The following is a 13,915-nucleotide window of genomic DNA, read 5'->3' on the forward strand; positions in this document are numbered from 1 at the left end:
GCCAGGAGCGCGCCATGCTGTTGCCCGAGATCGCGATCCGGCGGCCGGTCTTCGCCACCGTGCTGTCGCTGCTGGTGGTGCTGATCGGCGCCGTCAGCTTCGACCGCCTCGCCGTGCGCGAGTACCCCAAGATCGACGAGCCGGTCGTGACCGTGCGCGTCAAGTACGCCGGCGCATCGGCCGAGGTGATCGAATCGCAGGTCACCAAGCCGCTGGAGGACTCCATCGCCGGTATCGACGCGGTGGACGTCATCACCTCGATCAGCCGCCCCGAGGAGAGCCAGATCTCGGTGCGCTTCCGGCTCGAGAAGGACGCCGACGCCGCCGCCGCCGAGGTGCGCGACCGCACCTCGCGGGTGCGCAACAAGCTGCCGCAGGCGATCGACGAGCCGGTGATCGCCAAGGTCGAGGCCGACGCCTTCCCGGTGATGTGGCTGGCCTTCACCAGCGACACCTACACGCCGCTGCAGATCAACGACCTGGTCAACCGCATCATCAAGCCGCGCCTGCAGACCGTGACCGGCGTGGCCGACGTGCGCATCTACGGCGAGCGCAAGTACGCCATGCGGGTCTGGCTGGATCCCGACAAGCTGGCCGGCTACCGGCTGACCACCCAGGACATCGAGGACGCGGTCCGGCGCAGCAACCTGGAAGTGCCCGCCGGCCGCATCGAGTCGCAGCAGCGCGAGTTCAGCGTGACCTCGCAGACCGACCTGGTCACGCCGGCCCAGTTCGGCGAGATCGTGGTCCGCAACGTCAACGGCTTCCCGGTCAAGATCCGGGACGTCGCGCGGGTGGAGGAAGCCCCGGCCGACGAGCGCAGCGGCATGCGGCTGAACGGCCGCTCGGCCATCGGCACGGGCGTGATCCGGCAGGCCACCGCCAACCCGCTGACCCTTTCGCAGGGCGTGCGGGAGATGATCCCCAAGCTCAAGCAGGACCTGCCGCCGGGCATCGACATCGAGGTCGCCAACGACAACTCGCTGTTCATCGACCGCTCGGTGAAGAACGTCTACACCACCATCGCCGAGGCCGTGCTGCTGGTGGCGCTGGTGATCTTCGTCTTCCTGCGCACGGTGCGCGCCTCGATCATCCCGATCGTGACCATCCCGGTCAGCCTGATCGGCACCTTCGGCATGATGGCGCTGGCCGGCTTCACCATCAACACGCTGACGCTGCTGGCGCTGGTGCTGGCGATCGGCCTGGTGGTGGACGACGCCATCGTGATGCTGGAGAACATCTTCCGGCACATCGAGGAGGGGCTGGACCCGTTCTCGGCCGCGATCAAGGGCGCGCGCGAGATCGGCTTCGCCGTCATCACCATGACGCTGACGCTGGTGGCGGTGTACGCGCCGCTGGCGTTCACGCCCGGGCGCACCGGCCGCCTGTTCATCGAGTTCGCGCTGGCGCTGGCCGGCGCGGTGCTGGTGTCGGGCTTCGTGGCGCTCACGCTCACGCCCATGATGTGCTCCAAGCTGCTGCGGCACAACCCGAAGCCGAACTGGTTCGACCGCAGCATGGAGCGCTGGCTGACGGCCCTGTGCGACGGCTACGCGCGCGTGCTGCGCTGGGTGCTCACCACCCGCGCAGCCGGTGCGGCGGGCAAGCTGCTGCAGGCGCGCTGGATCGTGGTCGGCGCCATGCTGGCCAGCGCGCTGGCGATCGCCGCGGTGTGGCCATCCATGAAGTCCGAGCTGTCGCCGCTGGAGGACCGGGGCACCATCCTGGCCAGCATCAACGCGCCCGACGGCTCCACCATGGAGTACACCGACCGCTACGCCCGGGTGCTGGAGAAGCTGGGCCAGGACTACCCCGAGTTCGACCGCATCTTCGCCAGCCTGGGCAATCCCACCGTGTCGCAGGGCAGCGTGGTCTACCGCGCGGTGGACTGGGAGAAGCGCGAGCGCACCACGCTGGAGATCGCGCGCGAACTGCAGCCCAAGGTGGGCAGCCTGGCCGGCATCAACGCCTTCATCCTGACGCCGCCCTCGCTGGGGCAGGGCTTCCGCGACCGGCCGCTCAATTTCGTGATCCAGACTTCCGACAGCTACGAGAACCTGGCCCAGGTGGGTCGGCAGATGCTGGACGAGATCGCGAAGAATCCGGGCATCCAGGGCGTGGACATGGACCTGCGGCTGAACAAGCCGGAGCTGCGCATCCAGGTCGACCGGGACAAGGCCGCCGACATGGGCGTGAGCGTGGACGTGGTGGCCCGCGCGCTGGAGACCACGCTGGGCGGCCGCCAGGTCACCCGCTACAAGCGCGACGCCGAGCAGTACGACGTGATCATCCAGAACCGCCCGAGCGGCCGCTCCACGCCGGAGGACATCGACAGCATCTACGTGCGCGGGCGTGGCGACACCATGATCCCGCTGTCGGCACTGGTGAAGGTCAGCGAGAGCGTCAGCCCGCGCGAGCTGAACCACTTCGGCCAGCGCCGCTCGGCCACCATCACCGCCAACCTGTCGCCGGACTACTCGCTGGGCCAGGCGCTGCAGTTCATGGAGCAGACCGCCGCCAAGGTGCTCAAGCCCGGCTACACCACGGACCTGAACGGCACCTCGCGCGAGTACCGCAACTCGCAGGGCGCGCTGGGCATCGTGTTCGTGCTGGCGCTGCTGTTCATCTTCCTGGTGCTGGCGGCGCAGTTCGAGAGCTTCGTCGACCCACTGGTGATCATGCTGGCGGTGCCCCTGTCCATGATCGGCGCGCTGCTGGCGCTGAAGTGGTCCGGCGGATCGCTCAACGTCTATTCGCAGATCGGCCTGATCACGCTGGTGGGGCTGATCACCAAGCACGGCATCCTGATCGTGGAATTCACCAACCAGCTGCGCCAGCAGGGCCGCGACATGGTGGATGCGGTGGTCGAGGCGGCCTCGCTGCGCCTGCGCCCCATCCTCATGACGACCGGCGCCATGGTGCTGGGCGCGATGCCGCTGGCACTGTCGACCGGGGCCGGCGCGGAGAGCCGCACCCAGATCGGGTGGGTGATCGTGGGGGGCATGTCGCTGGGCACGATGCTGACCGTGTTCGTGGTGCCCACCATGTACTCGCTGTTCGCCCGCTCCAAGGTGCCGGGTGCCAACAAGGCCGTCGCCAAGGACGAGCTGCCGGCGCACCACGGCGACCTGATCGCCAAGTAGCCGATCCGCGGCGGCCGCGCGGCGCGGGCTGCACGCAGCCGTCGCGTCGCCGCCGTCCGACACGGCGTGCGGCCGGCCGCCGACGCTGCGTTCCGGGCGCCGCCGACGGGATGGCTCTGCTGTAGCCGCGCACCATGGCTGCCATGAAGATCCTCCGCTTTATCCACCTGACGTTCGCGCAGGCGTTCTATGGCTGGGCGCTGCGCGAGATCGATCCCATGCACCCGGACCTGCCCCGGCTCGTCATGAAGCGACAGGAACTGGCGGACGAGGCGCGGCGGATGTTCGCGTAGGGCTAGACGACGCCCTCGAACATCATCACGTCGACTTCGTCGCCGACGGCCACGCTGCCCTGGGCGTGGTGCAACACGATCAGGCCGTTGGCCTGCACCATGGAGCTCAGCACGCCGGACCCCTGGTTGCCGGTGGTGCGCACCTGCAGTCGCCCGTCGGGCGTGGTGGAGACGATGCCGCGCTGGTACTCGGTGCGGCCCGGCTTCTTGCGCATGGCCTCCTGGCTGCGGGCGCGGAGCAGGGGCGGCGGCGCCGTGTCGCGGCAGCCCATCATCTGCAGCAGAGCCGGGCGAACGAACGCGAGGAAGGTGACCATCACGGCCACGGGGTTGCCGGGCAGGCCGAACAGCACGGAATTCCCGATGCGGCCCACCGCCATGGGCCGGCCCGGTCGCATGGCGATGCGCCAGAACGCGACGTCGCCCAGCTGCTTCATCATGGCCTTGGTGAAGTCGGCCTCGCCCACGCTGACGCCGCCGCTGGTGATGATGGCGTCCGCATCGGAGGCGGCGCGGCGGAAGGCCTGCTCCAGCAGGGCGGGCTCGTCCCGTACCACGCCCATGTCGATCACTTCGCAACCCAGCCGGTCGAGCAGGCCGCGCACCGTGTAGCGGTTGCTGTCGTAGACCGCGCCTTCGCGCGGCGCCTCGCCCAGGCTCAGGATCTCGTCACCGGTAGAGAAGTAGGCCACGCGCAGGCGCCGGAACACGGGCACGCGCGGCAAGCCGAGGCTGGCCAGCAAGCCGCAGGACGCCGGGCCCAGGCGCTCGCCCTGGCGCAGCGCCGGCTGGCCGGCCATCAGGTCCTCGCCGGCATGGCGCCGGTTGTCGCCTTGGCGCAGTACGCCGGCCGGGATTTCGATCGCCTGCTCGCCGGCCCGCCGGGTGAACTCCTGGGGCACCACGGTGTCCAGGCCCGCCGGCATGATGGCGCCGGTCATGATCTTCACGCACTGGCCGGGGCCCACCTGGCCCTGCCAGGCCCTGCCGGCCAGGGCCGTGCCGACCACCTGCAGCGTCAGGGCGGCATCCGGCGACAACTGGGCTCCGTCGAAGGCATAGCCATCCATGGCCGAGTTGTCGTGGGGCGGCACGCTGAGCGGCGAGATCACGTCCTGCGCCAGCACGCGGCCGAGTGCATCGGCGATGGCGACGTCCTCCGTGTCCTCGACGGGCTCCACCAGGCGCGCGAGGAACTCGTTGACCGCGGCGGCGGGCAGCGCCTGCGGGTCGTAGCCCTGCAACCGGGCCGCGATCTGGTCCAGCGTCTTCACGGGCGCTCCAGCGCGCGCAGTTCGGCCAGCGTGTTGGCGTTGAAGAAGGCGCGCGGGTCGTCGCGCGGCGGGCCGAAGGGAACGACCACGGTGCGGTGCTGGCCCGTCCACTGGTCGATCTTGCGGCCGCCGCCATGGGTGAAGCGCACCAGGCTCTCGAGCAGTTCGCGGCGCAGGAGGCAGAACACCGGCTGGGTGCGCTGCTGCCCGTCCGCTTCGGGTGCGCTGGCCATGGCGATCTCGGCGTCCTCGCGTTCGGCCGCCTCGCCCAGCCGCTGCACCAGGTCCGTGGGGAACAGCGGGCTGTCGCAGGGCACGGTGGCCAGCCAGGGCGTGCCGCACTGCTCCAGGCCGGCGAGGAAGCCGGACAGCGGGCCGGCGTAGTCGGTCTGCGCGTCGGGCCAGACGGGCACGCCGAAGGATTCGTAGGCCGCCAGGTTGCGGTTGGCGTTGACCATGGACTCACCCACCTGCGGCTGCAGGCGCAGCAGCGCGTGCAGCGCCAAGGGCATGCCGTTGAAGTTCTGCAGGCCCTTGTCGACGCCGCCCATGCGGGAGCCGCGGCCGCCCGCCAGCACGATGCCGGTGACCTGCTGCGCGTCCATCAGCCGCCGATGTAGCTCATCTCGACCCGGCGCCGGCCGCCGCCGGTGTCCGGCGCCTGCTGGCCGCGCAGCTGCGAGTAGCGGTCGGTGCGGCCCTGCCAGATCAGCCCGATCGCCGAGGCGATGTCATCGTCGCTCGCGCCGCCGCGCAGCAGCGCGCGCAGGTCGTAGCCCTGTTCGGCGAACAGGCAGAGGTACAGCCGGCCTTCGGTGGACAGCCGCGCCCGGTTGCAGCTGCTGCAGAAGGCCCGGGTGACGCTGCTGATCACGCCGATCTCGCCGGCGCCGTCCTCGTAGGCCCAGCGCTCGGCGGTTTCGCCGGGCGCGGTGGGGTCGAGCGGCCGCAGCGGGAAATGCTGCTGCAGCAGCTTCACGACCTCGGCCGAGGGCAGGACCTGGTCCATTCGCCAGCCGTTGGTGGCGCCCACGTCCATGTATTCGATGAAGCGCAGCACGATGCCGCTGCCGCGGAAGTGCCGGGCCATGGGCAGGATCTCCTGCTCGTTGGTGCCGCGCTGCACCACCATGTTCACCTTGATGGGATCCAGGCCGGCCGCCCGCGCCGCAGCTATGCCATCGAGCACCTGGGCCACCGGGAAATCCACGTCGTTCATGCGGCGGAACACTGCGTCGTCCAGGCCGTCGAGGCTGACGGTGACCCGCCGCAGGCCGGCGTCGCGCAGCGCCTGCGCCTTGCGCGCGAGCACCGAACCGTTGGTGGTCAGGGCCAGTTCCACGGGTTCGCCTTCGACCGTGCGCAGTTGCGAGAGCTGCTCCACCAGCACCTCGATGTTCTTGCGCAGCAGCGGCTCGCCGCCGGTCAGCCGGATCTTGTGCACGCCGTGCGCCACGAACAGCCGCGCCAGCCGGGTGATCTCCTCGAAGCTCAGCAGGGAGGCATGCGGCAGGTAGGGGTAGTCCTTGCCGAACACCTCCTTGGGCATGCAGTAGCTGCAGCGGAAGTTGCAGCGGTCGGTGACGCTGATGCGCAGGTCGCGCAGCGGCCGCGCGAAGGTGTCCTGCAGCCGGCCGCTGGCCACGATCGGGATCGACGGCACTCGCGCCGGCAGGACGGGCGTGCGCGGGTCGACCTGGGGGATGGCACGTTCGGACACGGCCTGATTCTGCCGCAGCAGGCAGCCCTACGGCTTGCGGGGGATCACACGCATCGGCCGCCGTCCACCTCGATGCACACGCCCGAGATGAAGGCCGCCTCGTCGCTGGCCAGGTACAGCGCCGCATTGGCCACGTCCAGCGCGGTGGAGAAGCGACCGAGCGGGATGGTCGCCAGGAATTTCGCGCGGCGGGCCTCGTCCACCGGGCCGCCCGCGAATTCGGCCGACAGGCCGGTGTCGGGGTTGAACACCGGGTTGATGCAGTTCACGCGGATGTTGTCCGGGCCGAACTCGGCGGCGAGCGACTTGCTGGTGGTGATCACGGCGCCCTTGGAGCCGTTGTACCAGGCCAGCCCCGGACGCGGCCGGATGCCGGCGGTGGAGGCGATGTTGATGAAGCTGCCACCCTTGTTGGCGCGGAAGGCCGGCACGGCGTGGATGGTCGACAGGTAGATGCTCTTCATGTTGATGGCATAGACCTTGTCGAACTCCTCCTCGCTGACCTCCAGCGCCGGGCGGTTGCGGTGCGTCCAGCCGGCGTTGTTGACCATCACGTCCAGCTTGCCGTGGCGGTCCAGCGCGGCCTGCACCAGCGCCTTCACTTCTGCCGATTTCGTCACGTCGGCGGCGAAGAACGAGGCGCGGCCGCCGGCGGCGCAGATCGCGGCCGTGACCTTCTCGCCCAGCGCCGTGTTGATGTCATTGACGATGACCTGGGCGCCTTCCTCGGCCAGCCGCCGGGCAATGCCTTCGCCGATGCCCTGGCCGGCGCCGGTGACGATGATCGATTTGTCTTTCACTCGCATATGTTTTCCTCTGATCCGCTATTGTTGACTCTGGTTTCTCCGTCATTCCTGAAAAGGCAGGAATCCAGGGCCTCCCGCGGCGAGCGCTGCAGCCCCGCCGGCGGGTGAACGACAGCGTGCTGCTGGACTCCCCGACTCCTGTCGCGCGTCAGCGGAGGCCAGGGATGGCGGGACCGCCCGCCGATTACCCGTGCCGGATCGCCACCGTCTTGAGCGTGGTGAAGCCGTACAGCGCCTCGAAGCCCTTCTCGCGGCCGTAGCCGGAGGACTTGACGCCGCCGAAGGGCAGTTCGACGCCACCGCCGGCGCCGTAGTTGTTGATGAACACCTGGCCGCTCTTGACGCGCCGGGCCATGCGCAACTGCCGGCCGCCGTCGCGCGTCCAGATCCCCGCCACCAGCCCGAAGTGGGTCGAGTTGGCCAGTTCCACGGCCTCGTCCTCGTCCTTGAAGGCCATGGCGGCCAGCACCGGGCCGAACACCTCCTCCTGGGCGAGCCGATGGGTGATCGGCACGTCTCGCAGCAGGGTGGGGGCCTGGTAGTAGCCCGTCTCCGGCGCCTCCTCGACGATCTGGCCCTGGGCCACCATGGGGATGCCGGCGTGCTGGGCATCCGACAGGAAGTCCCACACGCGCTGCTGCTGGCTGGCGCGGATCAGCGGGCCCACGTCCAGGTCCATCGTCGCGGGGCCCACCCGCAGGTTGGAGAAGGTGTTGCCCAGGCGGTCCAGCAGCGATTCGTACAGCGGCTGGTGCACCAGCAGCCGCGAGCCGGCCGAGCAGGTCTGGCCGGCGTTCTGCACGATGGCGTTGATCACGGCGGGCAGGGCGGCCTCGAGGTCGGCGTCGTCGAAGATGATCTGCGGGCTCTTGCCGCCCAGCTCCAGGGTCACCGGGCAGTGCCGCTCGGCGGCGGCCTGCTGGATCAGCGTGCCCACGCGCGGGCTGCCGGTGAAGCTGATGTGGTCGATGCCCGGGTGCCGCGCCAGCACGTCGCCGACCTCGTGGCCCAGGCCGGTGACGATGTTGATGGCGCCCGCCGGGAAGCCGCACTCGGCCGCCAGCTGGGCCACGCGGATCAGGGACAGGCAGGCGTCCTCGGAAGGCTTGACCACGCACACGTTGCCTGCTGCCAAGGCGCCGCCGACGCTGCGCCCGAAGATCTGCATCGGGTAGTTCCAGGGGATGACGTGGCCGGTGACGCCATGCGGCTCGCGCCAGGTCAGCACGCTGTAGCCGTCGAGGTAGGGAATGGTGTCGCCGTGCAGCTTGTCGCAGGCGCCGGCATAGAACTCGAAGTAGCGCACCAGCGCCAGGGCGTCGGCGCGCGCCTGCTTGGTCGGCTTGCCGCAATCGCGCTGCTCCAGCGCCGCCAGTTCGTCGGCGTGCTCGGCGACCTTGTTCGACAGGCGCATCAGCAGGCGGCCGCGCTCGGCCGCGCTGAGCTTGCTCCAGACCTTGTCGTAGCAGCGGCGCGCGGCCTGCACGGCGAGGTCGATGTCCTCGGCGTTGCCGCGCTGCAGTTCGTCGAAAGGTTGGCCGTCGGACGGATCGATGACGGGCAGCGTGTGGCCGGATGCGGAACGGACGCCTTCGTTGGCGATGTAGTGGAATTGCATGGCGCCGATTGTGCGCCAGCGCCGGCGACCCTCAGCGGCCCACGGGCACGAACTGGTGCGCGTGCGCGGCCAGCCAGCGCTGCGAGGCGCTGCTGTCCTGCTGGCTCGGGTGGAAGTCGCGCCGCAGGTACTGCTTCCAGGGACCGAAGGTCTGCCGCACCAGGCCGCGCCGCCCGAACAGGAAGGAAGCCGCCTGCCGCCAGGTGCGCCAGCGCCAGAGCGTGCCGTCCCGCCTCAGGTTGCCCAGCGTCTGCCGCAGCGTGTCGGTGAGGAAGAAGAAGGTGACGCGCCGGAACCAGCGCAGGCGCCAATCATGGTTGCCGCCCAGGGCCTGGTACAGGTCGAAGGCGACCGACTTGTGCTCCGACTCCTCGGCGCTGTGCCACAGCCACAGCGTGGCCAGCCGCGGATCGCGGTCGCCCAGCAGGTCGGCGTTGTGCAGCAGCCAGTCGGCCAGGATGGCGGTGAAGTGCTCGTTGGCGGCGGTGATGCCCAGCCAGTGCCGCACGTCCACGCCGTCCATCAGCTCCAGCCGTTTTCGGGCCCGTTCCTCCCAGCGGTTGACCAGCCCGAGCCGGCCCAGGTGCTCGTTGTAGAGGCCGTGCAGGCGCCGGTGCGTGGCCTCCTGGCCGACGAAGCCCTGGACCTGCTCGCGGAACCGGTCCTGCAGCTCTGGCGGCAGCGCCTTGAAGCCGTCGCGCACGCTGTCGATGAAGAACTGCTCGCCGACGGGGAAGCTCATCGACAGCGCATTGAGCAACGCCGTGCGGAACGCATCGCCCGCGCACCAGTGGCGCTGGATCGGCGCTTCCATGTCGACGAGCAGGCGGCGGACGACGAGATCGGTCATGGCGAGGTCGGGGTCGGGATGCAGGTGAAAGCTTGGCGGGTGATCGTACAGAGTCAAGGCCGGCGGCGGCCGCAAAGGAAAAGGCCCGCCGGGGCGGGCCTTTCCGGTCGGGAGCGAGGCGCTTACTTGGTCTCGCTCGCCGGCACCGCGGCGGGGGCGGCAGAGCCGGCCGGCGCCGTCACGGCGGGCGGCGACGTGACATGCGCCTTGGCCGCTTCCGCATCGCCGGCGTGGAACTTCACGACCAGCGGCACGATGAGCAGCGCCACGATGTTGATGATCTTGATCAGCGGGTTGACGGCCGGGCCGGCGGTGTCCTTGTAGGGGTCGCCCACCGTGTCGCCGGTCACCGCGGCCTTGTGGGCTTCGGAGCCCTTGCCGCCGTGGTTGCCGTCCTCGATGTACTTCTTGGCGTTGTCCCAGGCGCCGCCGCCGGTGCACATGGAGATGGCGACGAACAGGCCGGTGACGATGGTGCCCATCAGCAGGCCGCCCAGCGCCTTCGGGCCGAGGATCAGGCCGACCAGGATCGGCACCACCACGGGCAGCAGCGAGGGCACGATCATTTCCTTGATCGCGGCCGTGGTGAGCATGTCCACCGCCTTGCCGTACTCGGGCTTGGCCGTGCCTTCCATGATGCCCTTGATGGTGCTGAACTGGCGGCGCACTTCCACCACCACCGAGCCGGCGGCGCGGCCGACCGCTTCCATCGCCATGGCGCCGAACAGGTAGGGGATCAGGCCGCCGATGAACAGGCCCACGATCACCATCGGGTCCGACAGGTCGAAGCTGATGGCATGGCCGAAGCTCTCCAGCTTGTGGGTGTAGTCGGCGAACAGCACCAGTGCCGCGAGGCCGGCCGAGCCGATGGCATAGCCCTTGGTCACGGCCTTGGTGGTGTTGCCCACCGCGTCCAGCGGGTCGGTGATGTCGCGCACGGAGGAGGGCATCTCGCTCATCTCGGCAATGCCGCCGGCGTTGTCGGTGATGGGGCCGTAGGCGTCCAGCGCCACCACGATGCCGGCCATGCTCAGCATGGACGTGGCGGCCACGGCGATGCCGTACAGGCCGGCCAGCCAGTAGGCCACGATGATGGCCAGGCAGACGAACAGCACCGGCCAGGCGGTGGAGCGCATCGACACGCCCAGTCCGGCGATGATGTTGGTGCCGTGCCCGGTGGTGGACGCCTGGGCGATGTGGCGCACCGGCGAGTACTGCGTGCCGGTGTAGAACTCGGTGATCCAGACCAGCAGGCCGGTGAGGATCAGGCCCACGGCGCAGGCGCCGAACAGGCGCATCTGCGAGCCGCTGGCGGCGATGGCGTTGTCGGGGATCAGCCAGACGGTGACCGCGTAGAAGGCGACCAGCGACAGCACGCCGGCGATGGCCAGGCCCTTGTACAGGGCCGGCATCACGTTCTTCATGCCGGGCGAGGCCTTGACGAAGAAGCAGCCGATGATGGACGCGATGATGGACACGCCGCCCAGGGCCAGCGGGTACAGCACGGCCTGGGTGGCGGCGGCGCCGACCAGCAGCGCGCCGAGCACCATGGTGGCGATCAGCGTCACGGCGTAGGTCTCGAACAGGTCGGCGGCCATGCCGGCGCAGTCGCCCACGTTGTCGCCCACGTTGTCGGCGATCACGGCGGGGTTGCGCGGATCATCCTCGGGGATGCCGGCTTCCACCTTGCCCACCAGGTCGGCGCCCACGTCGGCGCCCTTGGTGAAGATGCCGCCGCCCAGCCGCGCGAAGATCGAGATCAGCGAGGAGCCGAACGCGAAGCCGATCAGCGGGTTGAGCAGGCTGGCCAGGTTGGCGTCGGGCGTCAGGCGGCCGTTGCCGACCAGGAACCAGTAGAAGCCGGTCACGCCCAGCAGGCCCAGGCCGACCACCAGCATGCCGGTGATGGCGCCGCCGCGGAAGGCCACGTCCAGCGCCGGACCGATGCCGTGCGTGGCGGCCTGCGCGGTGCGCACGTTGGCGCGCACGGACACGTTCATGCCGATGAAGCCGCAGGCGCCGGACAGCACCGCGCCGATGATGAAGCCGACGGCGGTCTGGCCGTCGAGGAACACGCCGATCAGGATGGCCAGCACCACACCGACCATGGCGATGGTCTTGTACTGCCGGGCAAGGTAGGCCGCCGCGCCGGTCTGCACCGCCGAGGCGATTTCCTGCATGCGGGGGTTGCCGGCGTCGCGCGAGAGGATCCAGCTGCGGGCCCAGAACCCGTAGGCCACGGCCGCCAGGCCGCAGACGAGCGCCAGTATCAGCGCCGAGTTGCCACTCATTTCTTCATCTCCTGTCCGTTTGTCTGCTTGGAGGAGACACCGCGAGCGGTGCCCCCGCTGCGTTGCTTCCTCGTGGCTTCCCTACGGTCGGGAGACGATTGGCCAACCGGCGGACTATAAATCCAAACTCGTCGGCAGCCGGCCTCGGCCCGGATGGCCTCAGGGTCGCGAAAGTAAAATCAGGGTTAGTCCTAGGTTTTTCCTTTCACCAGAACCCTCCCCCATGTCCCTCGACAACGTCACGCCGGGCCAGCAGGCGCCCGATGCCTTCAACGTCATCATCGAGATCCCGATGAATGCCGACCCCGTGAAATACGAGGTGGACAAGGCCTCCGGCGCGATCTTCGTGGACCGCTTCATGAGCACGTCCATGCACTACCCGACCAACTACGGCTACGTGCCGCAGACCATCAGCGGCGACGGCGACCCGGTCGACGTGCTGGTGATCACCCCGGTCCCGCTGATCCCCGGCGTGGTCGTCACCTGCCGGCCGCTGGGCGTGCTGAAGATGCAGGACGAGGCCGGTGACGACGCCAAGGTGCTGGCCGTGCCCGTGGACCGCGTGCTGTCGATCTATTCGCACTGGCAGAAGCCGCAGGACCTGAACCCGCTGCGCCTGAAGACCATCTCCCACTTCTTCGAGCACTACAAGGACCTCGAGGCCAACAAGTGGGTCAAGGTGCTGGGCTGGGAAGGCCCGGACGCGGCGCGCCAGGAAATCCTCGAAGGCATCCAGAACTACCGCCGCACGCCCAAGGCGGCCTGAGGGTCAGGCCCCGTTGCGGCGGAAGGGCGATCGCCCTTCCAGGTGCTCCAGGTAGCCGTCGATGCCGGCGCCCTCGCGTGCGAGGAAGCGCTCGACCGCATCGGCGAAGGCAGGGTGCGCCAGCCAGTGGGCGCTGCGCGTCTTGACCGGCAGCAGCGCCCGCGCCATCTTGTGCTCGCCCTGGGCGCCGCCTTCGAAGCGCTGCACGCCGTGCTGGATGCACCACTGCAGCGGCTGGTAGTAGCAGGCCTCGAAGTGCAGGCAGTCCACCCGCTCCAGGGCGCCCCAGTAGCGGCCGTAGGCGGCCTGCGGTGACGTGCCCTCGTCCGACAGCGCGACCAGGCTGCTGGCGATGTCGCGGCCGGCGCGCTGCGCCACGAACAGGACCCAGTGATCGGGCAGGTCGGCCGCCATGCGCCGGAAGAAGTCGCGGCGCAGGTAGGGCGGGTTGCCGTGCTCGCGGTAGGTGCGCTCGTAGCAGCGGTAGAAGAAGTCCCAGTCGGCTTCGCGGATGGCGCCGCCGCGCAGGGCCCGGAAGGCCACGCCCGCATCGGCCACCTTGCGCCGCTCCTGCCGGATCTTCTTGCGCTTGTCCTGCGCCAGGCTGGCGAGGAAGGCATCGAAATCCGGCCAGTCCTGGTTGAGCCAGTGGAACTGGACGCCTTGCCGCGCCAGCAGGCCGGCCTGGCTGCAGGTTGCGGCGTCGGCGTCCGAGAGGAACAACAGGTGCAGCGACGACAGGCGCTCGTCCCGGCACAGGCCCAGCAGGGCATCGAGCAGGGCCCGTCGCGCCCGGTCGTCGCGCGCCAGCAGGCGCGAGCCCGGCACCGGCGTGAACGGGACCGCCACCAGGCCCTTGGGGTAGTAGTCCAGGCCGTGCTGCTCGTAGGCGTTGGCCCAGGCCCAGTCGAACACGTACTCGCCATAGGAGTGGCCCTTGAGGTACATCGGGCACGCCGCGGCCAGCTCGCGGCCGCGCCACACCGTCAGGAAGCGCGGCGCCCAGCCGCTCTCGGGCGCAGCGCTGTCGCTCTGTTCCAGGGCATCGAGGTAGGCATGGCGCATGAACGGGGAGGGGGCGGCCTGCGCGGCCAGCAGGCTGTCCCAGGCGGCGGCGTCGATCTCCGAGACGGCGCCATGGATGCGGACGACGG

General features: G+C 69.7%; 11 protein-coding genes. 3 read left to right on the top strand and 8 right to left on the bottom strand.

What is annotated here, in order from left to right; all coding sequences use genetic code 11:
* Window positions 1–14 precede the first annotated feature (14 nt).
* Together VEC03_RS18575 and VEC03_RS18580 are read left to right on the top strand one after the other, a co-directional pair.
* Entirely contained in the window at window positions 15–3,143 is a 3,129-nt protein-coding gene (locus VEC03_RS18575; RefSeq protein ID WP_324918679.1) for an efflux RND transporter permease subunit, read from the top strand.
* 143 nt (window positions 3,144–3,286) lie between these two features.
* Complete coding sequence (locus tag VEC03_RS18580; protein WP_324918682.1) at window positions 3,287–3,436, top strand: hypothetical protein; 150 nt, start codon at window positions 3,287–3,289, stop codon at window positions 3,434–3,436.
* Between the two features lie 2 nt (window positions 3,437–3,438).
* Here the strand turns inward: VEC03_RS18580 and glp are convergent, their stop codons facing one another.
* The 7 genes from glp to VEC03_RS18615 form a co-directional block, all read right to left on the bottom strand.
* The gene (gene glp, locus VEC03_RS18585; protein ID WP_324918685.1) at window positions 3,439–4,710 is read right to left on the bottom strand and encodes a gephyrin-like molybdotransferase Glp; all 1,272 of its coding nucleotides are present in this window, start codon (window positions 4,708–4,710) and stop codon (window positions 3,439–3,441) included.
* On the bottom strand, window positions 4,707–5,315 hold the full coding sequence (gene mobA, locus VEC03_RS18590; protein WP_414708517.1) for a molybdenum cofactor guanylyltransferase MobA: 609 nt from the start codon (window positions 5,313–5,315) through the stop codon (window positions 4,707–4,709). The genes glp and mobA overlap by 4 nt, the downstream gene beginning before the upstream one ends.
* Window positions 5,315–6,430 (bottom strand): GTP 3',8-cyclase MoaA, encoded by a 1,116-nt coding sequence (gene moaA, locus VEC03_RS18595; protein ID WP_324918687.1) that lies wholly within the window; start codon window positions 6,428–6,430, stop codon window positions 5,315–5,317. Before moaA ends, mobA begins: the two co-directional genes overlap by 1 nt.
* 44 nt (window positions 6,431–6,474) lie before the next feature.
* The gene (locus VEC03_RS18600; protein ID WP_324918690.1) at window positions 6,475–7,236 is read right to left on the bottom strand and encodes an SDR family oxidoreductase; all 762 of its coding nucleotides are present in this window, start codon (window positions 7,234–7,236) and stop codon (window positions 6,475–6,477) included.
* Window positions 7,237–7,420: 184 nt separating this feature from the next.
* On the bottom strand, window positions 7,421–8,854 hold the full coding sequence (locus VEC03_RS18605) for an aldehyde dehydrogenase family protein (RefSeq protein ID WP_324918693.1): 1,434 nt from the start codon (window positions 8,852–8,854) through the stop codon (window positions 7,421–7,423).
* A 31-nt stretch (window positions 8,855–8,885) separates the two neighbouring features.
* Window positions 8,886–9,704 (bottom strand): metal-dependent hydrolase, encoded by an 819-nt coding sequence (locus tag VEC03_RS18610; protein ID WP_324918696.1) that lies wholly within the window; start codon window positions 9,702–9,704, stop codon window positions 8,886–8,888.
* Between the two features lie 122 nt (window positions 9,705–9,826).
* Entirely contained in the window at window positions 9,827–11,995 is a 2,169-nt protein-coding gene (locus tag VEC03_RS18615; RefSeq protein WP_324918699.1) for a sodium-translocating pyrophosphatase, read from the bottom strand.
* Window positions 11,996–12,218: 223 nt separating this feature from the next.
* On the opposite strand from VEC03_RS18615, the gene ppa reads away from it, so the two are divergent.
* Entirely contained in the window at window positions 12,219–12,761 is a 543-nt protein-coding gene (gene ppa / locus VEC03_RS18620; RefSeq protein WP_324918702.1) for an inorganic diphosphatase, read from the top strand.
* A gap of 3 nt (window positions 12,762–12,764) precedes the next feature.
* On the opposite strand, the gene VEC03_RS18625 is transcribed toward ppa, so the two are convergent.
* Window positions 12,765–13,915, bottom strand: a 1,151-nt coding sequence (locus tag VEC03_RS18625) for a GNAT family N-acetyltransferase (protein WP_324918705.1), incomplete at its 5' end; no start/stop codon positions are given.

Origin of the sequence: Ramlibacter sp., from assembly GCF_035627355.1 — a bacterium.
Taxonomy (GTDB): Bacteria; Pseudomonadota; Gammaproteobacteria; order Burkholderiales; family Burkholderiaceae_C; genus Ramlibacter.